The 25,430-nt window shown below is 64.8% G+C and carries 26 protein-coding genes and 1 tRNA gene; 8 read left to right on the top strand and 19 right to left on the bottom strand.

Annotated features, from left to right (window positions below; genetic code table 11):
- Positions 1–5: 5 nt before the first annotated feature.
- The 4 genes from B8446_RS00915 to B8446_RS00900 all read left to right on the top strand — a co-directional run bounded on the left by B8446_RS00915 (position 6) and on the right by B8446_RS00900 (position 1,790).
- Positions 6–452 (top strand): hypothetical protein, encoded by a 447-nt coding sequence (locus B8446_RS00915; RefSeq protein ID WP_048846250.1) that lies wholly within the window; start codon positions 6–8, stop codon positions 450–452.
- Entirely contained in the window at positions 449–955 is a 507-nt protein-coding gene (locus B8446_RS00910; protein ID WP_048846248.1) for a YcgN family cysteine cluster protein, read from the top strand. Before B8446_RS00915 ends, B8446_RS00910 begins: the two co-directional genes overlap by 4 nt.
- 5 nt (positions 956–960) lie before the next feature.
- Entirely contained in the window at positions 961–1,653 is a 693-nt protein-coding gene (locus tag B8446_RS00905) for a M48 family metallopeptidase (protein ID WP_148505779.1), read from the top strand.
- Positions 1,654–1,707: 54 nt separating this feature from the next.
- A tRNA-Leu gene (locus B8446_RS00900) sits at positions 1,708–1,790 on the top strand.
- Between the two features lie 32 nt (positions 1,791–1,822).
- On the opposite strand, the gene hpnR is transcribed toward B8446_RS00900, so the two are convergent.
- The gene (gene hpnR, locus B8446_RS00895; RefSeq protein WP_048846246.1) at positions 1,823–3,361 is read right to left on the bottom strand and encodes a hopanoid C-3 methylase HpnR; all 1,539 of its coding nucleotides are present in this window, start codon (positions 3,359–3,361) and stop codon (positions 1,823–1,825) included.
- Between the two features lie 274 nt (positions 3,362–3,635).
- On the opposite strand from hpnR, the gene B8446_RS00890 reads away from it, so the two are divergent.
- Entirely contained in the window at positions 3,636–3,980 is a 345-nt protein-coding gene (locus B8446_RS00890) for a hypothetical protein (RefSeq protein ID WP_048846373.1), read from the top strand.
- A 48-nt stretch (positions 3,981–4,028) separates the two neighbouring features.
- Here B8446_RS00890 and B8446_RS00885 read toward each other — a convergent pair whose 3' ends face one another.
- The 7 genes from B8446_RS00885 to B8446_RS00855 form a co-directional block, all read right to left on the bottom strand.
- Positions 4,029–5,327, bottom strand: a complete 1,299-nt coding sequence (locus B8446_RS00885) for an MFS transporter (RefSeq protein ID WP_199484019.1) — start codon at positions 5,325–5,327, stop codon at positions 4,029–4,031.
- A 68-nt stretch (positions 5,328–5,395) separates the two neighbouring features.
- Positions 5,396–7,120: an alpha-keto acid decarboxylase family protein gene (locus tag B8446_RS00880; protein WP_048846368.1), complete on the bottom strand. Its 1,725-nt coding sequence runs from the start codon at positions 7,118–7,120 to the stop codon at positions 5,396–5,398.
- Between the two features lie 32 nt (positions 7,121–7,152).
- The gene (locus B8446_RS00875) at positions 7,153–8,991 is read right to left on the bottom strand and encodes a hypothetical protein (RefSeq protein WP_048846245.1); all 1,839 of its coding nucleotides are present in this window, start codon (positions 8,989–8,991) and stop codon (positions 7,153–7,155) included.
- Positions 8,992–9,112: 121 nt separating this feature from the next.
- The gene (locus B8446_RS00870) at positions 9,113–9,574 is read right to left on the bottom strand and encodes a 23S rRNA (pseudouridine(1915)-N(3))-methyltransferase RlmH (protein WP_048846366.1); all 462 of its coding nucleotides are present in this window, start codon (positions 9,572–9,574) and stop codon (positions 9,113–9,115) included.
- A gap of 36 nt (positions 9,575–9,610) precedes the next feature.
- On the bottom strand, positions 9,611–10,180 hold the full coding sequence (gene rsfS, locus B8446_RS00865; RefSeq protein ID WP_373277083.1) for a ribosome silencing factor: 570 nt from the start codon (positions 10,178–10,180) through the stop codon (positions 9,611–9,613).
- 4 nt (positions 10,181–10,184) lie between these two features.
- A complete protein-coding gene (locus B8446_RS00860) occupies positions 10,185–10,793 on the bottom strand; it encodes a nicotinate-nucleotide adenylyltransferase (protein WP_048846361.1) in 609 nt (202 codons plus the stop codon).
- Positions 10,794–10,806: 13 nt separating this feature from the next.
- The gene (locus B8446_RS00855) at positions 10,807–12,096 is read right to left on the bottom strand and encodes a glutamate-5-semialdehyde dehydrogenase (protein WP_048846243.1); all 1,290 of its coding nucleotides are present in this window, start codon (positions 12,094–12,096) and stop codon (positions 10,807–10,809) included.
- Between the two features lie 376 nt (positions 12,097–12,472).
- On the opposite strand from B8446_RS00855, the gene B8446_RS00850 reads away from it, so the two are divergent.
- Both B8446_RS00850 and B8446_RS00845 read left to right on the top strand, forming a co-directional pair.
- A complete protein-coding gene (locus B8446_RS00850) occupies positions 12,473–13,441 on the top strand; it encodes a threo-3-hydroxy-L-aspartate ammonia-lyase (RefSeq protein WP_241767567.1) in 969 nt (322 codons plus the stop codon).
- A 90-nt stretch (positions 13,442–13,531) separates the two neighbouring features.
- Positions 13,532–14,422 carry an SDR family oxidoreductase gene (locus B8446_RS00845; protein ID WP_048846239.1) on the top strand — a complete coding sequence of 297 codons (891 nt, stop codon included), beginning with the start codon at positions 13,532–13,534 and terminating at the stop codon, positions 14,420–14,422.
- 15 nt (positions 14,423–14,437) lie between these two features.
- Here the strand turns inward: B8446_RS00845 and B8446_RS00840 are convergent, their stop codons facing one another.
- Complete coding sequence (locus B8446_RS00840) at positions 14,438–15,577, bottom strand: glycerate kinase (protein ID WP_048846237.1); 1,140 nt, start codon at positions 15,575–15,577, stop codon at positions 14,438–14,440.
- 171 nt (positions 15,578–15,748) lie between these two features.
- Here B8446_RS00840 and B8446_RS00835 point away from each other — a divergent pair, with 171 nt between their 5' ends.
- The gene (locus B8446_RS00835) at positions 15,749–16,147 is read left to right on the top strand and encodes a DUF6525 family protein (RefSeq protein WP_048846359.1); all 399 of its coding nucleotides are present in this window, start codon (positions 15,749–15,751) and stop codon (positions 16,145–16,147) included.
- Positions 16,148–16,185: 38 nt separating this feature from the next.
- Here B8446_RS00835 and ychF read toward each other — a convergent pair whose 3' ends face one another.
- The 10 genes from ychF to rfaD form a co-directional block, all read right to left on the bottom strand.
- The gene (gene ychF, locus B8446_RS00830) at positions 16,186–17,280 is read right to left on the bottom strand and encodes a redox-regulated ATPase YchF (protein WP_048846236.1); all 1,095 of its coding nucleotides are present in this window, start codon (positions 17,278–17,280) and stop codon (positions 16,186–16,188) included.
- Positions 17,280–17,858, bottom strand: coding sequence for an aminoacyl-tRNA hydrolase (gene pth / locus B8446_RS00825; RefSeq protein WP_048846234.1), 579 nt, complete (start codon positions 17,856–17,858; stop codon positions 17,280–17,282). The genes ychF and pth overlap by 1 nt, the downstream gene beginning before the upstream one ends.
- 73 nt (positions 17,859–17,931) lie before the next feature.
- Complete coding sequence (locus tag B8446_RS00820; RefSeq protein WP_048846233.1) at positions 17,932–18,585, bottom strand: 50S ribosomal protein L25/general stress protein Ctc; 654 nt, start codon at positions 18,583–18,585, stop codon at positions 17,932–17,934.
- A gap of 86 nt (positions 18,586–18,671) precedes the next feature.
- Entirely contained in the window at positions 18,672–19,268 is a 597-nt protein-coding gene (locus tag B8446_RS00815; protein WP_048846232.1) for a histidine phosphatase family protein, read from the bottom strand.
- A gap of 169 nt (positions 19,269–19,437) precedes the next feature.
- Positions 19,438–20,553 carry a class I SAM-dependent methyltransferase gene (locus B8446_RS00810; protein WP_048846230.1) on the bottom strand — a complete coding sequence of 372 codons (1,116 nt, stop codon included), beginning with the start codon at positions 20,551–20,553 and terminating at the stop codon, positions 19,438–19,440.
- Positions 20,554–20,664: 111 nt separating this feature from the next.
- Complete coding sequence (locus B8446_RS00805) at positions 20,665–21,597, bottom strand: ribose-phosphate pyrophosphokinase (RefSeq protein WP_048846228.1); 933 nt, start codon at positions 21,595–21,597, stop codon at positions 20,665–20,667.
- Positions 21,598–21,828: 231 nt separating this feature from the next.
- Positions 21,829–22,782 (bottom strand): hypothetical protein, encoded by a 954-nt coding sequence (locus tag B8446_RS00800; RefSeq protein ID WP_048846226.1) that lies wholly within the window; start codon positions 22,780–22,782, stop codon positions 21,829–21,831.
- Complete coding sequence (pgeF, locus tag B8446_RS00795) at positions 22,772–23,581, bottom strand: peptidoglycan editing factor PgeF (protein WP_048846224.1); 810 nt, start codon at positions 23,579–23,581, stop codon at positions 22,772–22,774. The genes B8446_RS00800 and pgeF overlap by 11 nt, the downstream gene beginning before the upstream one ends.
- Positions 23,571–24,413, bottom strand: coding sequence for a prolipoprotein diacylglyceryl transferase (lgt, locus tag B8446_RS00790; RefSeq protein WP_048846222.1), 843 nt, complete (start codon positions 24,411–24,413; stop codon positions 23,571–23,573). Before lgt ends, pgeF begins: the two co-directional genes overlap by 11 nt.
- 33 nt (positions 24,414–24,446) lie before the next feature.
- Positions 24,447–25,427 carry an ADP-glyceromanno-heptose 6-epimerase gene (gene rfaD / locus B8446_RS00785; protein ID WP_048846220.1) on the bottom strand — a complete coding sequence of 327 codons (981 nt, stop codon included), beginning with the start codon at positions 25,425–25,427 and terminating at the stop codon, positions 24,447–24,449.
- Positions 25,428–25,430 lie beyond the last annotated feature (3 nt).

Below are 25,430 nucleotides of genomic sequence, written 5' to 3'. Positions count from 1 at the left end.
GGATCATGTCCATCCTGCTTGCGACCCTGATCTCGCTCTGCGGCACTGCCCTGACATCACTGATGCTCTGGCCGCTCCTGCGTATGCTTTCGGACGACATGGCGCGCGGCCTTGTCCTGCTGCTGCTGTTGCCCGGTCTGGCGACCGCGCTGTGGTGGGTGCCCGAGGTCCATGTATCCTCCGAGTGGGGACGGGCCCTGCTGCGAGGCCTGTGTCTTGCGCCGCTCGCGTTGGTGGCGCCCCTGCATGCACGCGCGCGCCTTGCGCCAAATCTCCGACGTGCGGCAGCGGGACTTGGCGCCGACGCCCGTGCCCGGGCGCGCCTCCTGTGGTGGCCGGCATACGGCGCGCCGGTCCTGCTGGGCGCGGTCCTGGCTCTGGTAGCGGGATTGGGCGGAACGGTCCTGGGCGACTTGCATTTGCCCGGCCCTGTCATCACTCACACGCGATGACTGACGAACGGCCTTTCTGGAAGACGACCGCGCTGGCCGACATGAGCCGCGCCGAATGGGAATCATTGTGCGATGGCTGCGGTCGCTGCTGCCTGCACAAGCTGCGCGACGACGAGACCGACGAACTCGCCTGGACGGACGTGTCGTGCCGCCTGCTCGACACGCACTCGTGCCAATGCAGCGATTATGCCGGACGCTTCCGCAAGGTGCCCGACTGCGTTGCCCTGACGCCCGATCTGCTGGACGAGATCGACTGGCTGCCGCCGAGCTGCGCCTACCGGCTGTTGAAGGAAGGACATGACCTGCCGGACTGGCATCCGCTGGTCAGTGGCGATCCCCGGAGCGTACATGATGCAGGCGCTTCGGTGCGTGACCGCGTAATCAGCGAGCGCCGGGCGGGTCCGCTGGAAGACCATGTCGTGGGATGGCCGGGCGCCTGGCCTGCCGCCCGCCCTCATGCGCAGCCCACCGTGCGCCGCCATCGCGGCCCGCGCCGGGCCTGAGCGGCATGCCGCGGCCGGACGCGGGCATGGCCGGAACGGCTGTTTCGATCGCCTGGCGCCGTCATCCCCGGGCACGCCGGATTTCGCTGCGGCTGGAGCCGCGCACCGCGACCGTCATCATCACGCTGCCGCCCAAGGCGAGCGAGGCCAGCGGCCTGGCCTGGCTGCATCAGAATGCGGCATGGGTCGAACGCGGCCTGAGCACGCTTGCCCACAGTCCGCGACTGGCTGATGGCGAGACAGTGCCGCTCGAGGGTGCCCCGCTTGTCATTCGTGCCGTGCCGGATGCGCGCCGGGGGGTATGGCGCGAGGATGAAATCCTCAACGTCAGTGGTGACGTGGCCTTCCTGCCCCGCAGGGTCATGGATTTTCTTCGCGCGGAGGCAAGGCCTCGCCTGGGTGCGCGGCTGCGCGCACGGGCCGGCGACATGGGTCTGACGCCAGCCCGCCTCGACCTGCGCGATACACGGTCGCGATGGGGCAGCTGCACGAGAGACGGCCGGATCATGCTGAGCTGGCGGCTCGTCATGGCACCGGTCGAGGTGCAGGATTACGTCATCGTCCACGAACTCGCGCATCTGCGCCACTTCGACCATAGCGCGGCGTTCTGGACGCTCGTCGATCGCTATGCGCCGCGTCGCCACGCTGCCGAGCGCTGGCTGAAACGCGAGGGGGCCACGCTGCTCAGGATTGCCTGAGATACCATTTGCGCCGCCGGTCTCGCGTGGTAGCAAACCACCGGCCCCTGCTGTGCGAGCTTGGCGGAATGGTAGACGCACGAGACTTAAAATCTCGAGTTCGAATGAACGTGCGGGTTCGAGTCCCGCAGCTCGCAGGAGCGCTTTGCAGCCCCGTCTGATGGCCGCTTCAACCCGCGCCCATGCGCGTCTTGTCCACGAAGTGCTCCGTTGCATCGTCGATCCTGCGCGAGCGGCGCCCGGCCGGCTGGTGGACGTAGAGCGCACGCCGATCGACCTTGGCGATGGCGTCCGGCTGGATCGGCATTTCATAGCGCGGGGTGCGGGCGTGATCGGCCATCTGGAGTTTCGGATTGAAGACCGAATTGAATTTCCAGAGCATCTTGAGGAAATTGGTCTGACCTCGCAGCAGGAGGCGTCCCGCGATCCCGGCCGTGTCCCGTAGCGCCTGCCGGCCCATGTGCTTCATGTTGAGCACCTGCTGGGTCTTGACCAGTTCCTCGTAGAATTCCGCAAGCGGCAGGGTCGTCGGCAACACGGCGTGCTGGATGTCGAACAGGCGGTAGTCCCGCGTGGTCAGCCGGCGCACTTCGCTGTGCCAGATCTCAGTGCCGGGATAAGGCGTTGTCACGGATATATTCACGATGTCCGGAATTTCGAGGCACCACTGCCGGACGGCCTCGAAACGCGCGCGCGTCCACGACGGATCGGCGATGATGTTGATTGCGACGATGAGGCCCAACGATCGGGCATATTCGAGCGCCTCGAAATTCGCATCAAGCGAGACGCGCTTGCGAAACTGCTTGAGCCCCTCCTCGTCAACCGCTTCCATTCCGATAAAAATATAGCTCAGGCCGATTTCTTTCCAGACGCGAAAGACCTCCTTGTTGCGCAGCAACACGTCGGCGCGGGTCTCGAGATAGTATTCCTTCCGTATGCCGCGCCGCTTGATTTCATGCGCGATCGCCATGCCGTGTTCCGAATGTACGAAGGCCACGTCATCGACGATAAAGATTCCAGGTTCCTTGATCGCCGCCAGTTCGTCGGCGATCACCATCGGATCCGCCGTACGATAGGACCGACCGTAAAAGGTCCAGGCACTGCAGAAGGTGCAGTCCCACGGACACCCTCTGGCAAACTCGATCGATGCAGCCGGATCGAGCGTGCCGATGAAATATTTGTTTCTGTGCCTCAGAAGATCACGTGCAGGTCGGACATCATCGAGGCTTTTGACGAAGATGGGAGGCGGCCCGTCCCCATCCGCCGTGATGACGCCGGGCACGTCGAGCAGGTTTGCACCACTTTCGACGGCGTTCAGCAACAGCGCTACGGTTGCATCCCCCTCACCGCGCAGGATGCAGTCGATCGCCCCGTCGGCCAGACCCATGACGTCCTGCGCGATGAACGAAACCGAGTGTCCGCCGACGACTACGAAGCTTTTCGGGCATAGGAGCTTCGTCTCTTTCGCAAGGTCGACGATCTCGGGGACATTTGCGAGGTAGTTGCCGGAAAAACAGATCGCGTCCGGACTGAAATCCGCGAGCAGGACGCGAAAATCGCGATGCGTCTCGACCTGGAGATCGATGATCCGGACGTCGTGTCCGGCCTGTCGCGCCGCTCCGGCAACGAGTTCCAGGCCGAGAGGCTCCAGCCGCAGGAATACACGTGTATACATCAGCGCGCTTGGATGGACCGCCAGAAGCCGCATGCTTCCTCCATCGCGCCGGATCACGCATCTTCTTGCCGCGACCCGAACATCGTCTCTGAATTGACTACACTGTTCTCAGAAGAAGACAATTCGCGTCATAATGTGTCAATTATATGCGGCGCATGTCAGCCATGTGCGCATGGTCCCGGGCTGGCACGTCGTCCGCCCGCCATGCGCGTCCGCTACTAACGACCCCTTGAAAAGGCAGGACGAACCAAATCGGATACGGCACGTTCTGACGGCCTCGATCCGTTATTTCCGGGGCATTCACATCATGATCATTTTTTCTCGCCTGGCTCGTCCGCTGAGTGCCATGGCATTTGCGACGGCATTGGGTCTTGCGGCATGCGGCCAGATGGGCGCGCCGACCAAGGCCGATATCAAGCAGGTCGTCCAGAACTACATGCAGGCGCAGAACGAGAAGGCATCGGCCAACACGCTGGGGCTGTTCAGCGGTCCGTATGATCCCGCCGATCTCGACATCAGCAACGCCGACTGCACGTCGAAAGACAATGCCGTCTATTCCTGCGCGGTCACGGCGACCACGAAGAAGGGCACGCACACGGCGAACCTGAATCTCAAGAAGGTCAACGGCGCCTGGCAGCTGGTCGACAACTGATCGAGGCGGACGCCCCGGCCCGATATCGGGCCGGGGCGCAACCCGGCGTCAGGTACGCTGGGCTTTCCAGCCCGTCTCGCGCACGACGAAACACAGGCAGATTGCAACGACGATGCCGATCACGAGCGGCAGGAAGGCCCGGTGGAAGGATTCCATCGTATCGGCGCCTCCGCCCATCAGGGTCGACACCATGGGAGACAGAATCCCGGTCGTCCCGAAGACGAGGAAATTCATCACGCCCGCAGCCGTTCCCTTGACCTCCGGCGGATTGACTTCCTTCATGGTCGAGAACGGAATCATGGCAGCGCCTGATGCGATACCCATGACGAGCGCCACCGAATAGCGCGGCATCACGCCGACCGGCACGTAGAGCGCGCAGAGCGACGCCGCCAGCAGGACTACCGCACCGCCCAGCATCACGGGCTTGCGCCGACCGATCCTGTCGGAGATCCACCCCAGCAGCGGACAGCCGATCACCCAGCCGATCGGCACCATCGAGACGTCCGATGCGGCGAAGGCCATGGTGGTATGCTCGCCGCGACTGAGCATGGAGGCACCCCAGCCCAGCGCACCGATTGTCGTCGGCACGAACAGCAGGCCGCCGATGATCCCGGCATACCAGCTCTGAGGATTGGAAAAGATGATCCGGAAAGGCTTCAGCAGATTGCCGATGGTCAGATGACCATGATGCCCGGCGCTGTCGCCCGAATCACGCGGCATGATGAACCAGACCGCAACGGCCAGCACGAGACCGATGACGCCGAAGCCCAGCCAGACGGTCTGCCACGGCACATGGAACGCCCCCTTCGGGTCGATCAGGATACGGGTCGGCTTGGAGCCGAATGCAGCGCCTGCCATGCCGAGGCACTGCGTCAATCCGACGAAGAGAGCGAGTGTCCGGGCCGGCAGATAGCGCGCCGCAACGTAGGACGACCCGACGAACGCACCGATCGCGCCGACGGCCTGGATGATGTATCCGCCGATACCCGCCGCAACACTGCCTTGAGCAAAGATGAGGCATCCGGCGGCTGTCACCGCGATCCCGACCGGCATCGTCGTATGGGCGCCATAACGATCGAGCAGCACGCCGATCGCAAGCGCCATGAGCGCATAGACGATGTAGTAGGACGCGATCATCAGTCCGAGATGGCTGTTGCCCCATGCCTGGGTCAGTTCATCCTGCATGATGCCGGGAGCCGACCGGATCGCATATTGATAGAAATAGAACAGTGCGCACAGGAACCATGACAGCACGTAGAGCGGCTGCAGGGTCTGCGGCTGGGAGGCCTGGGCGTTGGCCGGGGTCGTCTGCCGCATCGGGCTGACATTGGTATTCGAGGCCGACATGGTGGCTCCGCTCGGGTTCGGGGTGGCGCCACGGCCATGCGGTTCACCCGCATGGCCGTGGCTGCGGCTTATTGCGCGGGCGGTCGTGCATTCGCGGCCGCAACGTGGCGACCCCAGGAGATCAGCTCGCTCGTGCAGTCGTCACGCGGGATGACACATTCGATCAGTGTCGGCCCCTCGGTATTGCCGAGCGCCGTCTTTACTGCCGCCTCAAGCTCGGCCGGGGTGGTTGCGCGCAGGCCGCGCCCCTTCCCGTCCTGCGCATTGAAGCCCTCGATGACGGCCGCGTAGTCCCAGTTCTTGATGTTGTTGTATGGACCGTCGTGGATCTCGACCTCGATCGTGTAGCCCGCATTGTTGATGAGGAAGATGATGACCGGCAGCTTGCGGCGCGTCATCTGGGCGACTTCCTGCGCGGTGAGCTGGAACGAGCCATCGCCCACCATCAGGATATGACGACGCTCCGGGCTGCCTACGGCGTAACCGAACATGGATGGCACCGACCAGCCGATATGACCCCACTGCATTTCAAGCTCCACGCGCGCTCCGCGCGGCAGCTTCATGCGCATGACGTTGAACCAGCTGTCTCCGGTCTCGGCGAAGATGGTCGTCTCGGGCGTCACGAGGCCTTGCACTGCGGACTGGATGTCGGCGCGGGTCAGTTTCGTCTCGGCGGCCGTCCGCGCGATTTCGGATTTTTTCTGGGCAACATGGGCGTCTGCCGGGCCGGACGTGCCGTGGATCCGGCCGAACTCGACGACGGTTGCATCCTTTTTCGGCTTCTCGGCATAATGGGCGGCAAGCCCTTCGAGCAGATCGGCCAACGCGATATTGTCGAAGCTCTGATCACCGACTTTCACGACGTTTTTGTCGAGGAGTGCCACGTTTGGGCCCTTCGGCCACGCGGTCCATCCTTCGGTCGAGTAGTCGTTGAAGATCGGGGCGACCGCAATGATGCTGTCGGTCCAGTCGAAGATCTCGCGCACGCCGGCCGAGCTCGCACTTCCCCAGAACGTGCCGACATAGTTCGGATGATCTTCGGGGAAGAAGCTCTTCGCAGCCCCCATGGTCGCCACAACACAGCCCAGTGCATCGGCAAGCTTGACCGATGCCTCTTCCGCCCCGGCGGCCCGTGTCTTGCTGCCGATCAGCAGCGCAGGCTTTTCATGTGCGTCCACGAAAGCTGCAACCGCCTTGATCGCAGCCTGCAGCGTTGCCCGATCGCTCGGCACATGACCGGTGACCGCGCTGATCGGCCCAGGCGCCGCGCAGGGCTGACCCGAGACGTTGCAGGCGATTTCGATATAGCCGGGCTTTTTCTCGCGCAGGGCCGTGCGGATCACATGGTCGATCTTCTCCGGCGCGTCATGAGCCGACGTGATCGAAACGGCAGCGCAGGTGAGCTTTTCCGCGATTTCGAGCTGATAATTGTAATCCGGAATACCGATCGTGTGGTGCAGGATATGCCCGCTTCCATAATCGTTGGAGTTGGGAGAACCGGAAATCAGGATGACGGGCAGGTTTTCCGCGTTCGCGCCGCCGATCGCATTCAGGGCCGAGAACGCACCGACATTGAAAGTCACGACCGCTGCGGCGGCTCCGTTGGCGCGCGCATAACCTTCAGCCGCGAAGCCGCAGTTCAGCTCGTTGCAGCAATAGACCTGTTCGCAAGACGGATTTTTCAGAAGCTGGTCGAGCAGGACGAGGTTGTAGTCGCCTGCGACCGCGAAGTGATGCTTGAGGCCAATCTGGGACAGGCGCTCGGCAAGGTAGGTGCCGACAGTATAGGACATGTGCATGCTCCTTTGAACGAAGAAACCTTCGGTCATTGCTGGAAAGGGAAATATCGGAAGGTCACGTAGACGGTGTTGCCACTCGTCTGCGGGTAGACGCTGTCTCCTTCACCGTCATTGCCGCGGAAGGCAAATTTCCGGATATAGGTGTATTGCAGGCCGCCCATGAGGCTGCCGTAGTGACCGTCCAGAAAGTGCCACCAGCCGCCGGTCGTGAACGCGGCAAGCGTGCGCGTCTGGGCGTTGCAGGTGCCGAATTCGACATCGCAGCCGCCAAGATTCTGGTCTTCGACGCCATAGCCATATTGCGCGCCGTTCGCACCAGTGTAGGTCCGCCGTGACGCACTCTCGACGCCACCATAGCTGTAGACCAGCACCGATTTCGTCGGATGCCCGATGACGCCCAGCGATCCCATGATTTCCGGGACCGGCGTCAGGGATCCGTTGGATTTAAACGTCGTGTCCGGCAGCAGCGAGGGGCCGTAGCGCCCGATACCCTGACCGGCAAGCACATTGCCGGTCAGCTGCACCTTGGACGTGATCGGCAATGTCATGCCGCCACCCACGCCACCGCCGAAAGTCGTGCTTTTTCGTGTCGTCGTGGCGCCCGGCAGCATGGCGAGCGAGCGAAACCAGCGCCCCATGCCGAACACTTCGTAATGCCCGAACGACGTATCGACCGCGCCCTTCAAAATGACATCGGGCGCCGGGTTGTAGGTATATTCCGAATTGGGATTCAGAAGAACGCCCCCCGTGTTTTCATAATACACCCGCGTGCCTGCAGTCTGTCCGTAGGCTGCCGGCAGCGTCCCGCCCGACGACAGCGCGGAGGAGAACGCAACGGTCGCCTGCGGATCCTCGATCGAAAGGCCGAGCCAGTATTTCTTCCCCCAGTCCTTGCCGAGCCGGATCTGCGGAACCCGCGTGAAGGTGATGCCCGGAATCTGGTTGTTGTCCGTCACGGGCGGCAGCTGTTCCTGACGCGGGACGATGCCCTTGGCGTAGTTCGTCGCAAGGCTCCACGCCTGCCCCATCAGGAGATGGACGCCCCAGTCCTTGTTCGTGAAGGTGAAATAGCCCTGGCGCAGGCGCGGGGTATAGCCGCTGATCTGAACACTGTTCGTGGTTCCGGCCGACCCACCGAAATCGGTCTCGACATAGGCCTGCAGACGCACGGCCCTGGTCGGATTGCTCTCGAGCAACACCGAGAAGCGACTGAGCTGCGCGGACATGCGCTCTTCATCAAGGCCATGATTGGGACTGTTGGCGTAGGGAAAATTGTTCCAGGCCGTCGCAGGCCCGCTCGTCATGTTCGAGCTGCGCCAGATATTCGAAAAGTCGATAAAGCCGCCCAGACGGACCGAGACGTTCCCGATACTGAAGATCGGCGGAAGCTGGTCCACGGCGGTCTGGGTAATGGCCAGTGGACTGGATGACGTCAGGTCCATGCTGGAGGCCGCGGTATGCGGCACGGAGGATGCAAACTGGAGCGGCCCCGTTGGAATCGGCGTACGGGTGGGTGCCCAGCCTGCAGGCGGAGTGCGGCCCGCCAGACCCTGCTGGACATCCAGAACGTCAGGCGGCGGCTGCGCGGTGGCGGCGGCGACCGCGCTTCGTCTGGCGCCCGCAACGGCGGGCACGGCCGCCGCCGTCTGTCCCGCGCCATGGCCCCGCGGAGATCCTCGTTGAACGTGGCGTCGTTCGATCGCCTGCACCTCGGCCTCGAGATGGCGCATCTGGGCCTTGATGGCGGCGAGTTCGCGGTCGTCGTCGGACTGGGCGCAGGCCGGGTGAACCAGCCCGAACGACAATGCAACGCCGGCCAGAAGCCCGCACGTTCGGAAGGACGAAGACGAAGGACGAAAAGACACCGCAGGGCAATCCCATTTCCGTCATTCGGCTGAATGACGTGCCCCTACGATACGGGCTCGATGCTCGCGATTCCTTGATCCACGTCAAATGGCGGCAATTGGCTCCCTTGGCAGGATGCCCTCAGTCCTGAGGCCGGGCGGCGCGATGATAGGGGTGTCCGGCGCTGATCGCCCGCGCGCGATAGAGCTGCTCGGCCAGCATGACGCGGACCATCATGTGCGGCCATGTCATGGGCCCGAGCGAGAGCGTGGCGTCAGCGCGCGCAATCACGCTCGCATCCATACCTTCCGCACCGCCGATCAGGAAACACAGTGGCCGCGCCGCCTCGATCCATCGGTCAAGCAACCCAGCGAATGCCATGCTGTCAGGCGTCCGGCCGCCCTCGTCCAGCGCCACTACGATGGCATTGTCCGGACAGGCCGCCAGCAGGGCGGCGCTTTCGCGACGCCGCACTTCGGCGACGGCGCCACGGGCATCGGGGATTTCGACGAGATCAAGCTTCGGCCGCACACGCACGGCGTAGCGATCGAACAGCTCGCGCTCCGGGCCGGACTTCATTCGGCCGATCGCGGCAATCCGTATCACGGGCGCGCGTGACGAGCCGGAACCGACACGCCGTCAGGGCGCGTCGGGTTCTGCATCCGCCTCATCGGCCGCGTCCAGATCCGCGCCCCACATCCGCTCGAGGCCGTAAAGCACGCGGCTGTCCGGCTTGAACAGATGCACGACGATGTCGCCGGTATCGAGCAGAACCCAGTCGGATCCGTTCGCACCTTCGATAAGGACGCGCTTTACGCCCACCTCGTTCAGCTTGCGCTCGAGGTGCTGCGCCATCGCGGCGATCTGCCGGTCCGCGAGACCGGTCGCGATGACCATGCGGTCCGCGAACGTCGCGCGTCCCGTCAGGTCCAGCACGACGATATCCTCGGCCTTGTCGTCGGCGAGGCTGTCCTGGATCAGGGCAAGATGCTGGTCGAGCACTTCCGGCAGGGCGGGCTCCCGCTCGGCGGGCTTGCGCCGACGGGGGCCGGCAGCGGCCGCCTTCTTGCGCGGTGTGCCGGGCGCCTTTGCGGCTTCGGCGAGGACGGGCTCGGGCGACTTGCGGGCGGTCTTGGCACCCGGACGGCGCGGCTTGGCCTGCGGATCGGACGGCGTTCTGGCGATGATACGAACACTCCGGTGGAGAATGATGTCAGGCGCGGGCAGCGCGTGCCCGCAGTTCAGTCGCGGATATACCGTCTTGCGGGCCCGGAAGGAAAGCCCAATGGCCACCGCCCAGCGCGGCAAGACGCCGCGCCGCCGCATCGGGGACGCGCCCATGCCGCAAAACGCTGGCGGCCGCGCCATGCAGCGCCTTCATGGTGAAGCCCGGCCTGGGCAGGACCGCGATCGGGACGAGATGTGCGATCCGTCGCCAGCGCCGCCAGCGCGGAAACTGCACGAGGCCGTCGGCCCCCATCAGCCATACGAAGCGGACACGCGGGAAACGCCGCTTCAGGAGGGCAACCGTCCGCACCGTATAACGCTGACCAAGACGCGCCTCGATGTCGGTTGCGATGATGCGCGGATCGCGGGTCAGGGCGCGGGCACTCTCCAGACGTTGTGCGAACGGCGCCATGCCATCCCGGGATTTCAGCGGATTGCCCGGCGAGACCAGCAGCCAGACCTCATCCAGACCGAGATCCGCCAGTGCCCGCCGCGCAACATCGAGATGTCCGCGATGGGCCGGATTGAACGATCCGCCCAGAAGCCCGACGGACACCCGGCGTCCATCGCCGTGAGCGGGTAAGACGCGCGTCACGTCAACCGTGCACTCAGCCGCGCACCTGCCCCGTTCCGCGCACCTCGTAGCGATAGGTCGTCAGCTGCTCGAGGCCCACCGGCCCGCGTGCATGCAGTTTGCCTGTCGCGATCCCGATTTCGGCACCGAAGCCGAATTCGCCTCCGTCACAGAACTGCGTCGATGCATTCCACATCACGACCGCGCTGCCGCAGCCGTTGATAAACGTCTCTGCTGCCTGCGCATCCTCGGCCACGATGGCCTCGGTATGCAGACTGCCGAAGCGCGCGATATGCACGAGGGCCGCATCGACACCATCAACCACGGCGATCGACAATTTCGCATCCAGCCATTCGGTCGCGAAATCTGCATCCGATGCAGGCGCCAGATCCGGCACGATGGCGCGCGACCGCGCGTCGGCCACGAAATCGCATCCCAGCGCGCGCAGATCCTCCACCAGCACCGGCAGGAGCGCGGGCGCAATTTCCGCGTCGATCAGCAGCGTCTCCGTCGCACCACAGATGCCGGTCCGACGCATCTTGGCATCCGCCAGCACCCGACGGGCCATCGCCGGATCGGCGCTCGCATGAATGTAGGTGTGGCAGAGCCCTTCGGCATGTGCGAGCACCGGCACGCGCGCCTCGCGCAGCACGCGTTCCACCAGCGACTTGCCGCCGCGCGGGATGATGAGATCGATCTCGCCTGCCGCCTGAAGCATCGCACCGACAAAGGCGCGATCGGCCGTCGGCGCATTCTGCACGCAGTCCTGCGGCAATCCGGCCGTGGCGAGACCTTCCGCAATGGCCGACTGGATCGCGCGCGCCGAATGCACGCTCTCCGAACCGCCGCGCAGGATCACGGCATTGCCGGACTTGATGCACAGGCCCGCGGCATCGGCACCGACATTGGGGCGGCTCTCGTAGATCATGCCGATCACACCCACAGGCACCGCAACGCGGCGCAGGCGAAGACCATTGGGACGGTCCCATTCGCGCTCGATCCGGCCCAGCGGATCGGGCAGGCGCGTGATGGCCTCGAGCCCGGCCGCCATCGCCTCGATCCGCACAGGATTGAGCATCAGCCGATCACGGAAGGCTCCCGATCCCGTATAGGCATCCAGATCCCGGGCATTGGCTGCAAGGATTGCATCCTGATCTGCGCGCAGCGCGGCTGCCGCTGCATTCAGCGCCTGATTGCGCACGGCTTCGGGAGCGATCGCAAGAGCACGGGCCGCCAGTCGGGCACGGGCCGTCTGGTCGCGCAGCATGTCGGCCGGCGACGGGCCGATCACAACCGACATGTCGGCGGGGGCGTGGGCATCCATGGTCCGTCTCCTGCTGGCGCGCGGGTTTCAAAGAGGCCCGGATCGTGCGCTATCGCGCGCGCGGACGCAATGTCCGCCCGACGCGGTTCCGGCAACGATCACCGGGCAATCCACACGGCAAATTGCACCAGCCACCCCACCCACACCGCGGCTGTCATGCCCCCTCAACCCACCCGCCCGACATCCGTCTCCGGGCGTGCGGAAAAGAGCTTTCCACGCAAAAGATTTCGATCGAACCGGCCGGGAAACCGGTGGGCGACGTCTCACAGGCAAGCACCAGGGCGGTCCCGGCTGGCCGCTGTGCACGCCCGATTTCGCACCGCATGCGGGCACGGGTTCCATTGCGCTCCAACCCACGCAAGCTATCATGCAATCCATGACGATACCGAAATTTTCCGACGTCCTCGACGCCGCTGCCCGGATCGCTCCGCACATTCATCGCACACCGGTGCTGACGTCGCGCCGAGTGGATGCGCGCGTGGATGCGACGCTGTTCTTCAAGGCCGAGACATTCCAGCGCACCGGAAGCTTCAAGTTTCGCGGCGCGACCAATGCGGTCCGTAACCTGCCGGGGCATGTGCGCGGGATCGTAGCCTATTCGTCGGGCAATCATGCGCAGGCCGTAGCCCTTGCGGCCCGCGAGGCAGGACTTGCCGCCGTCATCGTCATGCCGCGCGATGCGCCGGAGACGAAGCGCCGTGCGACGGAGGGCTACGGGGCACAGGTCATTTTCTATGACCGCTATACTGAGAGCCGCGAGGCCCGCGCGCAGACGATCGCCGACGAGCGCGGCTACGCCCTGCTGCCTCCGTTTGATCATCCCGACATCATCGCAGGTCAGGGCACGGCAGCGCTCGAACTGCTCGAGGAAACCGGTCCGCTCGACCTGCTTCTGGCGCCGGCGGGCGGCGGCGGGCTCCTGTCCGGCTCGGCGCTTGCCGCGAGCAGCGGAATGGGTGATCGCGCACGTGCGACGCGCATCGTGGGCGTGGAACCCCAGGCCGGTGACGACATGCGACGGTCGCTGGCGCTAGGCCGGATCGAGACGATCCCTGTCCCGCGCACGATCGCCGACGGCGCGCAGACGACCCGCATCGGCGATCTGACCTTTCCGATCATCCGGGACCGTGTCTCCGCCATCGCGACGGTGCCGGATACGGCGCTCGTCGATACGATGCGGGCCCTTGCGGGAACCATGAAGATCGTGGTGGAGCCGACCGGCTGCCTCGCCGCCGCGGCGGCATTGACCGGTGCGGTTCAGGTCTCGGGCCTGCGTGTCGGGATCATCCTGTCAGGGGGCAATGTGGACATGGGGCGTTTTGTCCGCCTGCTTCAGGAAGCCTGAGGTCCGGCCAAAGGCATAATCAGAAAGAAAACCCTGAGCGTGGGCCTGTCGTTGGGAAGATCAAACCCTTCGATTCTGAAAGGCCTCTTCATGAGCCCGCCCGCCGAGACCCCCGATCCACGCACCCGATATCCGCAGCCGCCTTTCGAAACGCAGCCGCAGGACTTCCCCGGCCTCTCACGCGACATGAGTCCCGAGCCGAATTACGGCGAGGACACCTATATCGGCAGCGGCCGCCTGTCGGGCCACGTTTCGCTGATCACGGGCGGTGATTCCGGGATCGGCCGCGCCGTCGCCATCGCTTTTGCAAAGGAAGGCTCGGACATCGCTCTGGCCTATCTGGAGGCAGAGGAAGAGGACGCGCGTGATGTCGCCGCCAGCATCGAGCGCGTCGGCCGCCGTGTGCTGCTGCTGCCGGGCGATATCCGCGACGCGGCCCATTGTCGCGCGCTGGTCGCGCGCACGATGGCCGAATTCGGACGACTGGACACGCTGGTCAACAACGCCGCCTTCCAGCATCCGCGCGAGAGCCTGACTGAAATCGATGACGAGGAGTGGCGTCGCCATTTCGACACCAACTGCCATGCGATGTTCTACATCACGAAGGCAGCGCTGCCGCATCTCAAGCCCGGCGCCTCGATCATCAACACGTCGTCGGTGAATGCAAAGATGCCGATGCCGATCCTGATTCCCTATTCGATGACCAAGGCCGCGATCGCGAACTTCACGGTTTCGCTTGCAGGATCGCTGGTCGAACAGGGAATTCGGGTGAACGCCGTGCTGCCCGGGCCGATCTGGACGCCGTTCATTGCGACTGGCATGCCGGCCGAGGAACACAAGAAATTCGGCTCCCAGGCACCGATGGGCCGACCGGGTCAGCCGGCGGAGCTTGCAGGCGCCTATGTCTACCTTGCCGATCCGAACAACAGCTACACCAGCGGCGCCTTGCTGCCTGTCGACGGCGGCATGCCGATCTACTGATCGGTCAACGATCGATCAGCGGCCGCCGATTGCCAGGGTCGCGGCCACGTTTCGGGCCGTGCGCGTGAGATTGTCGCGCGCATCCCGCAGCGCATCGGCCAGCGTTCCGGGTCGCGGGACGACGTCGAACACGGCGTCGATCCCATGGGCATGCACCTCATCGCATCCCGTTCCCAGCGAACCTGCAATCGCAATCACCGGAATGCCGCGCGACTTGGCCCGGCGCGCGACCCCGACCGGCACCTTGCCGCGGATCGTCTGATGATCCAGTCGCCCTTCGCCCGTGATGACAAGGTCCACACCGTCCAGTAGTGCATCGAGGCCAAGTGTGTCGGCCACGATGTCCACTCCGGCCCGCAGTCGACCGCCCAGTAACGCAACACCTCCGGCACCCGCGCCGCCTGCGGCACCGCCGCCGGGCATATCCCGCACATTCACTCCGGTCGCGGTCTCAAGGCACGTGGAGAAACGCATCAACGCGTCATCCAGCATTCTCACCATCGCAGGTGTAGCGCCTTTCTGCGGGCCGAAGATTGCGGATGCGCCATCGGGGCCACAAAGTGGATTGTGCACATCACAGGCGATTTCGATGACGGCGTCATCGAGACGGCGGTCGCGCGTTTCGAGATCAACCGCGGCCAACGTCGCCAGGTGAACGCCGCCCGGGGCAAGATCGACGACGTCCGCATCATGAAAGCGAATGCCGAGCGCCTGGGCCATGCCAGCGCCCCCGTCGTTCGTGGCGCTGCCGCCGAGTGCCAGGATGATCCGATTGCACCCGAGATCGAGCGCCGCGCTGATCAGTTCGCCCACCCCATATGTCGAAGCCAGCAGCGGATCGCGAGCGACCTCAGGGATCAACGCAAGGCCCGCCGCTTCCGCGAGTTCCACGACCGCCGTGCGTCCGTCTCCCAGTACGCCGAAATGCGCGGCGACGGGTGCGCCCAGTGGCCCCCTGACGGATCGCGTGTGCAGCATGCCGCCCGTCGTGCGGGACAGGATGGCGGCCGTCCCCTCGCCCCCGTCCGCCATCGGCAGCAGCACGTAACGGGCGTCGGGAAAGACGTGACGAAAGCCGTCTTCTATGGCCGCGTTGACCTCGAAGGCCGAGAGACTTTCCTTGAAGCTGTCGCAGGCGATCAGGATCTTGCGCATGGCAGGATGCTAACTCGTCCGGCAGCAGGGCGCGACCCGTCTCGAGCGCCATCACGCCGAACTGTCCGCATCGGGTTCCTGCCCTCTGTGTGCTATGTTATAACGTTCTTCTTGTTGGACCGCGCCTGCCGCATTCGGCGCGACACCGCCGTCCTGGAGAAGCAGAGCAGCATGGCTGCCCACGACAGATCGAACGAACGCACGTTGCGCCATCAGGTATGGCGCCATTACGAGGGCAATGCGTGGGACGCTTTCGATCAGCTTCCGCCACGCGTCCGAAAGCGCGTGACCGAACACGCCTACGATGCCTGGTCGGTCAACGTCCTCATCCTCTGGCAACACTACAAGCGCGTTCATGGGCCGACGCCCCGAGCCGAGGGTGCCCTGATCCGCTATCTCGATTATTGCGAGCGGCTGGAACGTCAGGTATTCGCCGAACACTATGCAGCCGAACACGGAGCACCCCTGCCGCATGACAATGCACGGGTCGAAGTCCTCCGCGCACCGGCAAAGGCCGCAGCACGGAGGACACGCGAAGCCGGGTCCCGCAACCCGGCGTCGCTCATGTGACGGCGCCGTGTCCGGCTGGCTTCAGGCCGGACGACAGATCAGACGTTGAAGCGGAACAGCAGCACGTCACCGTCCTGCACCACGTATTCCTTGCCTTCGATGCGCAGCTTGCCGGTTTCCTTCGCCCGGGCCTCGCCCTCGCAGGCGACGTAATCGTCGAACGCGATGGTTTCGCAGGCAATGAAGCCGCGCTCGAAATCGTTGTGAATGACAGCCGCCGCCTGCGGCGCCTTCGTGCCGGCAATGATGGTCCAGGCGCGCGCTTCCTTCGGACCCACTGTGAAGTAAGTGCGCAGGCCCAGCAGGCGATAGCCCGCCGCAATGACGCGATCGAGTCCGCTGTCGGACAGGCCGAGACCGTCGAGAAACTCGGCACGGTCTTCCTGCGGCAGCTGGCTGACTTCCGCCTCGATCGCCGCAGACACGACGACGACACCGGCCCCTTCCGCTTCCGCACGGCGGCGAACGGCCTCCGAATGCGCATTGCCGGTCGCCGCCGATGCTTCCTCGACGTTGCAGACATAGAGCACCGGCTTGGTGGTCATGAGCTGCAGGCGTTCGGCGGCCTTCTCTTCGCCCTTCGGCACGCCGGTACGCGCCGGACGCCCTTCGCGAAGGGCCTCCATGATCGGTCCGATCAGCGCCAGTTGCGCTTGCGCCTCGCGGTCGTTGCCGCGCGCACGCTTGGTAAGCTGCGGCTCCCGCTTTTCCAGCGATTCCAGATCGGCCAGCATCAGCTCGGTCTCGATGATCTCCGCATCGCGCACCGGATCGACACTGCCTTCGACATGGGTGATGTCGCCATCCTCGAAGCAGCGCAGGACGTGGATGATCGCATCGACCTCACGGATATTGCCGAGGAACTGGTTGCCCAGGCCCTCCCCGCGCGAGGCGCCGCGCACGAGGCCCGCGATATCGACGAATTCGAGACTGGTCGGCACCGTCTTCTGCGACTTGCCGATCCGGGCCAGCGTATCGAGACGCGCGTCCGGCACCGCGACGCGGCCGACATTGGGCTCGATCGTGCAGAACGGATAATTGGCGGCCTGTGCGGCCGCCGTCTCGGTGAGCGCATTGAACAACGTGGACTTGCCGACATTCGGCAGGCCGACGATCCCGCAGTTGAAACCCATCAGCGCGTCTCCCCGAGCAGCAAAGCTATTTTCGTCATGTATGGTTCGGGCTGGCCCGCGGCCAGCAGCGGTGCGGCATCGGCCACGGCGTCCAGCAATTGATCGAGATCGGCCTGTTCGGCCTTTGCAAAATCACCCAGCACATGGCCGGTCACCCGGTCCTTGTGGCCTGGATGGCCGATCCCGAGACGCACGCGCCAATAGTCGGGCGTACCCAGCTGCCGGTCCATCGACCGCAATCCGTTGTGACCCGCAGCCCCGCCGCCGCGCTTGACGCGGACACGACCGGGCGCGAGATCCAGCTCGTCGTGGAACGCCACGATGTCGCCGGTGTCGATCCTGTAGAAGCGGACGGCCTGCTGAACGGCGTCGCCGGATGCGTTCATATACGTCATCGGCTTGAGCAGCAGGACCTTGTGACCGTCGATCGTGCCTTCGGCCGTCTCGCCCTTGAAGCGCTTGCGCCAAGGCGAGAACCGATAGCGCTCGGCAATGCGATCGACGGCCATGAAGCCGATATTATGCCGCTGGCGACTCATTCCCGGCTCGGGATTGCCAAGGCCGGTCCAGAGCAACATTCAGCGGTCTTTCGTGCAAATCGGGCAGACCCTGCCGCCGGCACACGAAGCACCGGCAGCAGGACCACGCACCTTACTTCTTCTTGGCGCCCGGCTTGGCGGCGGCAGCCTCGGCGGCGGCAGCGGCCTTGGCAGCGGCCTCGGCTTCCATCTCGGCATCGACCGTCGGCGGCGCGACGGTGGCCACGACGAAGTTCGGGATCTGCAGGACGGGCGTTGCGTGCTCCGTGCCCTTCAGATCGTCCCAACGCACGTTGTCATGGATGTCGAGCGACGAAAGGTCGACCGTGAATGACTCCGGAATGTGCTCCGCATCCACCATGACGTCGACCGAGTGACGGATGACGTTCAGCACGCCGCCACGCTTGATGCCCGGCGCGCTCTCTTCGCCCGTGAAGGCGATCGAGACGGTGACGTGCACCTTCTCGCCCGGCGCGAGGCGCTGGAAGTCGACATGCACCGGTGCGTCCGAGACCGGATGCAGCTGCACGTCACGCATCAGCGCGCGCGTCGTGCCGCCTTCGGTGCCGAGTTCGTAGAGGCGCGAGCTCCAGCCGCCACGCACCATCTCCTTGTGGATGAGGCGCGGGTCGAGCGAGATGAGGGTGGGTTCCTGCTTCGCGCCGTAGATCACGGCGGGAACCAGACCCGCACGTCTCGTTGCGCGCGCTGCCCCCTTACCAGCCTTCGCGCGCGAAGAGACTTCGAGAGTCGTCAAACTAGCCACGGTATGCTCCTGATTGGTTCGGCGCAGGCCTCCAGGGGTGCCTGCGCGAAGGGCGCGCCTTAGCGGAAACGCAGGCCAAACGCAAGTCAGGAGAAGGTTTCGATCTCCCAGCCCCGGCCGTTTTCGGGCGGCGTGACGCGCAACGGCGCGGCATTGGCGAGACGCACATTGGCGGGCAGCCCCATAGCCGAACGCAGCGCGCGGAACATGGCACCATGGCAAACAACCAGCGGCACACCCTCGCCCGCCAGCGCGCGGTTCAGCGCCGCGGTGCCGCGATCACGCAATTCGGCGAAGCTCTCGCCGCCCTCCGGAGTCATCTCGCCTGCGATCCACGGATCGTACCAGCTGCCCATCGGCTCGCCTTCCTGCTCGCCGAAACAGACTTCCTGAAGATCCCTGTCTGTCGTGATCTCGAGTCTGGGGCCACCATGAGCTGCAATCTGATCGCGCGCGATTTCCGCCGTCACCAGAGCGCGGGAGAGCGGCGAGGAGACAATCCGCGCGATGGGCAATGCCCCGTCGCGCCAGTGCTCCGCCAGAAGCAGGCCCGCGCTCCTGGCCTGGGCCAGCCCCGTCTCGTTCAGTGCGATGTCCGTCCGCCCCTGGCTCAGCCCCTGCTTGTTCCAGTCGGTCTCGCCGTGGCGAAGATACCAGTAAGGCTTTGCCAGAAGCTGCGCCATGTGCCGTCCCTCGTTGATCAGTCGCCTCCGGCATAAAGGGAGCAGGCCCAGATGGTCAACGCGAGGGCACTGCCTGGCCGGCCTCGCACCCGGGTCGACTCATGCCGAGAGGAGCGCCCCGCCGCACCGCGTCCAGAGCCCTGCAGAACCCGGGCGCATAAATGCGATTTCAGTGTTTTCGCGAACGGATCGCCCGCATTGCCGCAATGGCGGCACGCAGAGGTGCCGTGATTTTCCACGACGTGGACGACCTGATGGTGTCGATGTCCCGTGCACGCTGTTGCGCCACCTCGGCCAGGCGCTCTTCCCTCTCGCTGGCATAATAATGATCGCCGGACTTCTTCACCGCCTCCAGCGTCGTGCCCGAGCAGATCACCTTTTCGACGGCGGGATCCAGATCGGTGCAGACATCCTGCATCAGCAGATGCGAGATGTCGCCGCTCAGGAAATCATTCACGGTCATGCCGCCGAAGCGGTCCCCGGCCGCATTCGGCAACCCGTTCTTCCATTCCTTCAGCATCCATCGGAGCGAATGCACGGGATGGAAATGCTTTTCCACAATACTGTAGCGCAGTTCACACCATTTCTCGAAAAGGCTGATACTGCCTTCCGGAGTCGCGTTGAAATAATGCGATGGATATCCGTGCACGGGCTGCAGGAACGGATAGTCGATCCGCACGATGCCACCGGGTTTCAGAACACGGCAGATCTCGGCCGCAACTTCCCAAGGACGTTTCGTATGTTCCAGTGTCGCGGCACATAATACGAAGTCGAACTGCGCATCTTCGAACGGCAGTTTTTCCCCCACACACACGACATCCGTGCTGAGCGCATCGAAGATATCGGCGTTCACCATGCTGTCGCTGACGGTGTCCCGCAGGCCGGCACCTACGTCCAGGAACATCCAGTCTGGATGCTCCTTCTGCAATCCCGATATATATCCGCCATAATTATGGGCCGAGATCGGCGGGAACGGCGGGATATGAAATTCCTGCCGGATAGCGTCCGTAATGAAGTTGGCGGCTGCTCCGTGATGCCGGGGCGTGACGGGCTGCTCCCTGAACGCAATTTTCCGGAGCTTCCTTTCACGAAGTTCGGCGACCTGTTCCTGATTGATCGCCTGCAGGCGACCTTCGTGCCGGCCATGCTCACGGTAATGCTGTGCTGCGGGCAATCCACAAGAGGCTACGTCCGGATTCGCCTGCCAATAGGCTTTTTCGTCGTCCGGGGTCTCGAATACGGGCTCCCGGGTGACGGGAATCTCGCGGAAGCAGTCAGCCTTCATGAGGGACGGTCCAGTTTTCGAGAAAAATCGGCGCCTTCCTTGGGATTTTCGCTCCGGCAGCACCGGCTCGCATATGACCACGACCGGACGACGCCCTTTCGCAGGCAGCCGTCAGTCGAACAGCGAGGAAACCGAGCTTTCGTCGGCCACCGCGCTCATGGCGCGGGCCAGCAGGTTCGCGATGCTGATCTGTCGGATGTTGTGCGCCGCGCGGACGGCTTCCGTCTTGGCGATGCTGTCGGTCAGGGTCAGCATGGTGATCGGAGACGCGCCGATCCGTTCGACGGCCGTGCCGGTCAGGACGCCATGGGTCACGTAGGCTTCCACCATCGCGGCACCGCGTCTGATCAACGCTTCCGCCGCATTCACCAGGGAGCCGCCGGAATCCACGATGTCGTCCACCAGCACGCAATGCCGTCCCGAGACATCGCCAATTACATTCATGACCTCGGATACGCCCGCCCGCTCACGCCGCTTGTCGATGATGGCGAGATCGGTGTTCAGCCTTTGCGCGAGCTGGCGGGCACGCACCACGCCGCCCACGTCGGGCGAGACGATCATCAGGCTCTCACCCGGCAGACGGGCGCGGATGTCACGCACGAACAGCGGCGCTGCGTAGAGATTGTCCACGGGGATGTCGAAGAAGCCCTGAATCTGCATCGCGTGCAGATCCATCGTCAGGATCCGGTTCGCTCCGGCCTCGACCAGAAGATTGGCAACCAGCTTCGCACTGATCGGTGTCCGGGGGCCGGATTTGCGGTCCTGCCGGGCATAACCGAAATACGGCATCACCGCCGTGATACGACGCGCCGACCCACGGCGCAGCGCATCGAGCATGATGAGCAGTTCCATGAGGTTGTCGTTCGTGGGGGAGCAGGTGCTCTGGATGACGAAGACATCCTCGCCACGCACGTTCTCGTGAATTTCGACGAACACCTCGGCATCGGCGAACCGGCGGACGGTGACCTTGCACAGCGGGAGGTGGAGCTCCTCCGCCACGGCCTGCGCGAGGGGCAGGTTGCTGTTACAGGCGACGATCTTCATGCAAGACTCCGGACCGGATATCCGCGCAGGGCATGAGGGAAAGATTGCCCCGCGCAACGGTTGCGTGCGGCCTTCTAGCAATCTCGGCCGCCAAAGTCATCCGGTCAAAGTCGCATCCCGGCAGTAGCCGCACCGAGGATCGTGGAAAATACCACGTATGACCGGCCCGCGCCGGATGGCCGGGGCCGCTGCCCTGCATCGATCACACGCTGTCCGGAGTCCGGTGCGCCCTCAGCCCGCCGAAGGTGCGGCAGGCCTGGGCGCGCCTGAAGGCGGCAGCGGCGCATTGGCCCGGCCGGAGTAGTTCGTGATGATCTGGCGCACGCCGGCTGCCGCTTCCTGGGCCGCCGCATCCGCAGTTTCTCCCCAGGCACCATCAAGCGAATGCGCATCGACATCATGCAGCTGCGTCGCGGCCCCTGCCTCGGTTCCGTGCGGATCGGCGACATGCCAGACGATCTCGATATGCTGCTGCGGGTTCGCATTGGCGCCCTGCGGGGCCGGGCTCATCCGCACGGTCGTATAGACGGTGTAATCCGCGCTTTTCGCGCTGTTCTGGAGGATGTCCTGCGGATCGCGGATCGAGTTCACGAAGGCGTTGGCCAGGCTGTGGTTGCCATCTCCCGGTGCGCCGCTCACGCCCTTGAAGTAGATCTTGGCCGGCCGGTGCATCAGCGAATGGGGATCATGGTTCATCATGTCGGCCTGAATGCCGGTCAGCATCGAGACCAGGGCCGGCGCCACCTGGCGGGCCGATCCGTCGAGGACGGTGGTCGTCCCCTCCGACCAGGCTTGTGCGGCGATCGGGTCACCATCCTGTGTGCCACGCAGCTTGCCCTGAGGCGTCATGACCGCATAGCGCGGCACGATCTGGCCGCCCGTCGAGACCGCGCTCATTTTCAGCCACCAGTCGCCCGGTCGCACGGGCTGGGCAACGGCCGGAACGCCCTGGTCCAGAAGCGCCCTGGTCATCGCCTGTGCCCAGGTCCCGGCACGGGCGTTGTCGAGCAGGGACTCGGGCGGCACCGGCACGTCCAGACGCGCGGGCGGCGGCGACAGCGCCAGTTTGCGGGCCTCGGCTCCCGGATCGGAAAACGGGTGCGGCACATCGAGGCAGCCTGCGAGCGGCACGGCCAGTGCGAACGTCGCGATGCGCGACAGGCGGGAGAACATGTCAGGAAGCATCTTGGTCCGCTGCACGGATGACAGAGATCTGGTGACCGATTTCGCCGCCGCCCGCCAATGTGCGGCGTCGATGACTGTAGAAACGGCGGACGTCAGTCAGCGTGTCCACGCCAAGAGCGCGCGCGGCGATACCGGCCGTGCCCAGACGGGCGACACAAAAACCCGCAAGATCGAACCGGAAATGGCCAGGCCGATCGGCATCGACAAAAAATGCAGCCGCCTTTGGATCCTCGGCCAGAACCGCATCACGCATGTCGGGCCCGACTTCATACCCGGCCTGTGCGATGCACGGGCCCACGCATGCCGCGATGTCGGCCCGTTCTGCGCCGAGTGCCACCATGGCCTCGACGGTCGCCTCCAGCACGCCGGTTGCGGCCCCACGCCAGCCCGCATGGGCGGCACCGACCACGCCATGTGCTGCATCCGCGAAGAGCACAGGCGCACAATCCGCCGTGATGATGCCCAATGCCACGCGCGAATCGTCGCTCACGAGCGCATCGGCGCGCGGCCCCTGCCCCGGCTGCCAGGCCGGGACCGCGCCGCCGCGCCGGATGGTCACCACGTCGGCGCTATGGGTCTGGGTCAGGCCGAGGAGGCGATCCGGTGCCACGCCCATGGCCGCCGCGACGCGCGCACGGTTTTCGGCCACGGCTGCGGGATCGTCACGCGAGTTCAGCGAGCAGTTGAGGCTGTCGAATGGAGCCTGCGACACACCCCCCTGCCGGGTGCAGAACCCGTGACGAAGCGGCAGCGCGTCGCTGCGCAGCATCGTGTCGGCAAGCGTCGGATCAGATGGCATCGGCGGGCACCACGCTGGGAACGAGGATCGGCGGCCGCCGGAAGGCGTATGTCATCAGCCCGATGCCTGCGAGCGCCATGGGAACACAGAGCACCTGCCCCATCGTGACGCCGAACGGCAGGAAACCGATGAACGCGTCCGGCTCGCGAAACAACTCGCAGAAGGACCGCGCACACGCATAGCCGAACAGGAACAGCCCCGACAGGAAGCCGAAGCGCTGGCGCAATGCCGGTCGTGAGGCTGCGACCAGCATCACGCAGAGAAGCAGCAGCCCTTCGGTCAACGCCTCGTAGAGTTCGGAGGGATGGCGCGGGATCGGCCCGCCGGTCGGAAAGACCATGGCCCAGGGCAGATCGGGCGATGCGGGACGCCCCCACAGCTCGCCATTGACGAAATTGGCGCAACGCCCGATGCCGAGCCCCATCGGCACGATGGTCACGATCCGGTCGGCGAAGCCCAGGAAGCTGAGCCGATGCTTCCACGTAAAGAGCGCCATCGCGGCGATCACGCCGAGCGTTCCGCCATGAAACGACATTCCGCCATGTGAGACCATGATGATCTCGAGCGGATGGCTCAGATAGAAGGCCGGCTGATAGAACAGAATGTAGCCGAGGCGACCACCGAGCACGACGCCGAGCACGGCCCAGGATGCGAAATCGTCCACCTGCAGTCGGGTGGCGACGACCGGCACCAGCGCGCACAGCCTGCGTGCGATCATCCACCCCGCCGTCAGGGAGACGATATAGGCCAGCGCATACCAGCGGATGCCGAAATGCCCGATATGCACCGCAACGGGATCGATCTGCGGAAACGGCAGCACGGCAAGCGTCATGATGGATCTGGTCTGCCTGTCAGAAGGTGAATGTCAGAGATAGGGACGGCCGGTCGCAAGGTAGTCGCGGACGTAACGGCCGATCCCGTCCTCCAGCGTCGTGAAGGGCTCGGCATAACCCGCATCCCGCAGCCGCGTCATGTCGGCGCAGGTATAGGACTGATACTGCCCGCGCAACGCCTGCGGCATGTCGACGAACGCGACGTCCCGCGGCCGGCCCGCCGCATCACAGACCGCATGCGCGAGGTCCAGATAGGTCCGCGCAACGCCGGTGCCGCAGTTGAACAGGCCGCTCACATCCGGATGGTCGTATAGCCAGAGCATCACGCGCACGACATCACCCACCCAGATGAAGTCGCGTGCCTGCATCCCGTCGGCCAGATCGGCGCGGTCGGACCGGAACAGCCGGGCCGGCGCGCCGCTTGCCACCTCGTCGTATTTGACCTTCACGACCGAGATCATCGATCCCTTGTGATACTCGTTGGGGCCATAAACGTTGAAGAACTTCAGCCCGGCCCACTGCCGCGGCACGCGCGTGCCGGTCCCGGCCGCGCGCAGGGTCTTGAGATCGAAGACCTGCTTGGACCAGCCATAGAGATTGAGCGGCTGGAGGGTCGCCACCTTCCCGGGCGCATCGGAAAACGCGTCCGGCCCGTCGGCCGCCCCATATGTCGCAGCCGACGACGCATAGATGAACCGCGTGTCGTGGTCGGCGCACCATGTCCACAGCTTGGCGGAGAGCGCCACGTTGCTCTGCCACACCAGATCACCGTCGCGGGCGGTGGTGCTGCTGATGGCGCCGAGATGGAAGATGGCGTTGACCTTCGGCGTGCGCGCCAGGAAATCGTCCAGCGCCTCGGGCGCGATGATGTCGTCGGGCGCATGGGCCGCGAGATTGCGCCATTTGTCCGCATCCCGCAGGCGGTCCACGATGACGCAGCGTTCGCCGCGCTCCGTCAGCGCCGCATGCAGGCACGATCCAATGAATCCGGCCCCGCCGGTGACGATGATCATGAA

Source organism: Tanticharoenia sakaeratensis NBRC 103193, from assembly GCF_000963885.1.
GTDB lineage: Bacteria > Pseudomonadota > Alphaproteobacteria > Acetobacterales > Acetobacteraceae > Tanticharoenia > Tanticharoenia sakaeratensis.
This window is presented reverse-complemented; position numbering and strand designations above follow the sequence as displayed.

Coding starts and splice junctions, on each gene's coding strand:
- B8446_RS00915 (WP_048846250.1), top strand. CDS start 6: ATGTCCATCCTGCTTGCGACCCTGATCTCGCTCTGCGGCACTGCCCTG.
- lgt (WP_048846222.1), bottom strand. CDS start 24,413: ATGACGCTTGCCGTGCTGCCGTTTCCGCAGATCGATCCCGTTGCGGTG.
- B8446_RS00805 (WP_048846228.1), bottom strand. CDS start 21,597: ATGAAGATCGTCGCCTGTAACAGCAACCTGCCCCTCGCGCAGGCCGTG.
- B8446_RS00885 (WP_199484019.1), bottom strand. CDS start 5,327: ATGTCGGCCTCGAATACCAATGTCAGCCCGATGCGGCAGACGACCCCG.
- B8446_RS00905 (WP_148505779.1), top strand. CDS start 961: ATGCCGCGGCCGGACGCGGGCATGGCCGGAACGGCTGTTTCGATCGCC.
- B8446_RS00890 (WP_048846373.1), top strand. CDS start 3,636: ATGATCATTTTTTCTCGCCTGGCTCGTCCGCTGAGTGCCATGGCATTT.
- B8446_RS00810 (WP_048846230.1), bottom strand. CDS start 20,553: ATGAAGGCTGACTGCTTCCGCGAGATTCCCGTCACCCGGGAGCCCGTA.
- hpnR (WP_048846246.1), bottom strand. CDS start 3,361: ATGCGGCTTCTGGCGGTCCATCCAAGCGCGCTGATGTATACACGTGTA.
- pgeF (WP_048846224.1), bottom strand. CDS start 23,581: ATGCCATCTGATCCGACGCTTGCCGACACGATGCTGCGCAGCGACGCG.
- B8446_RS00880 (WP_048846368.1), bottom strand. CDS start 7,120: ATGTCCTATACTGTCGGCACCTACCTTGCCGAGCGCCTGTCCCAGATT.
- B8446_RS00855 (WP_048846243.1), bottom strand. CDS start 12,096: ATGGATGCCCACGCCCCCGCCGACATGTCGGTTGTGATCGGCCCGTCG.
- B8446_RS00800 (WP_048846226.1), bottom strand. CDS start 22,782: ATGCTTCCTGACATGTTCTCCCGCCTGTCGCGCATCGCGACGTTCGCA.
- pth (WP_048846234.1), bottom strand. CDS start 17,858: ATGTTGCTCTGGACCGGCCTTGGCAATCCCGAGCCGGGAATGAGTCGC.
- B8446_RS00815 (WP_048846232.1), bottom strand. CDS start 19,268: ATGGCGCAGCTTCTGGCAAAGCCTTACTGGTATCTTCGCCACGGCGAG.
- B8446_RS00845 (WP_048846239.1), top strand. CDS start 13,532: ATGAGCCCGCCCGCCGAGACCCCCGATCCACGCACCCGATATCCGCAG.
- B8446_RS00840 (WP_048846237.1), bottom strand. CDS start 15,577: ATGCGCAAGATCCTGATCGCCTGCGACAGCTTCAAGGAAAGTCTCTCG.
- ychF (WP_048846236.1), bottom strand. CDS start 17,280: ATGGGTTTCAACTGCGGGATCGTCGGCCTGCCGAATGTCGGCAAGTCC.
- B8446_RS00850 (WP_241767567.1), top strand. CDS start 12,473: ATGACGATACCGAAATTTTCCGACGTCCTCGACGCCGCTGCCCGGATC.
- rfaD (WP_048846220.1), bottom strand. CDS start 25,427: ATGATCATCGTCACCGGCGGGGCCGGATTCATTGGATCGTGCCTGCAT.
- B8446_RS00835 (WP_048846359.1), top strand. CDS start 15,749: ATGGCTGCCCACGACAGATCGAACGAACGCACGTTGCGCCATCAGGTA.
- B8446_RS00910 (WP_048846248.1), top strand. CDS start 449: ATGACTGACGAACGGCCTTTCTGGAAGACGACCGCGCTGGCCGACATG.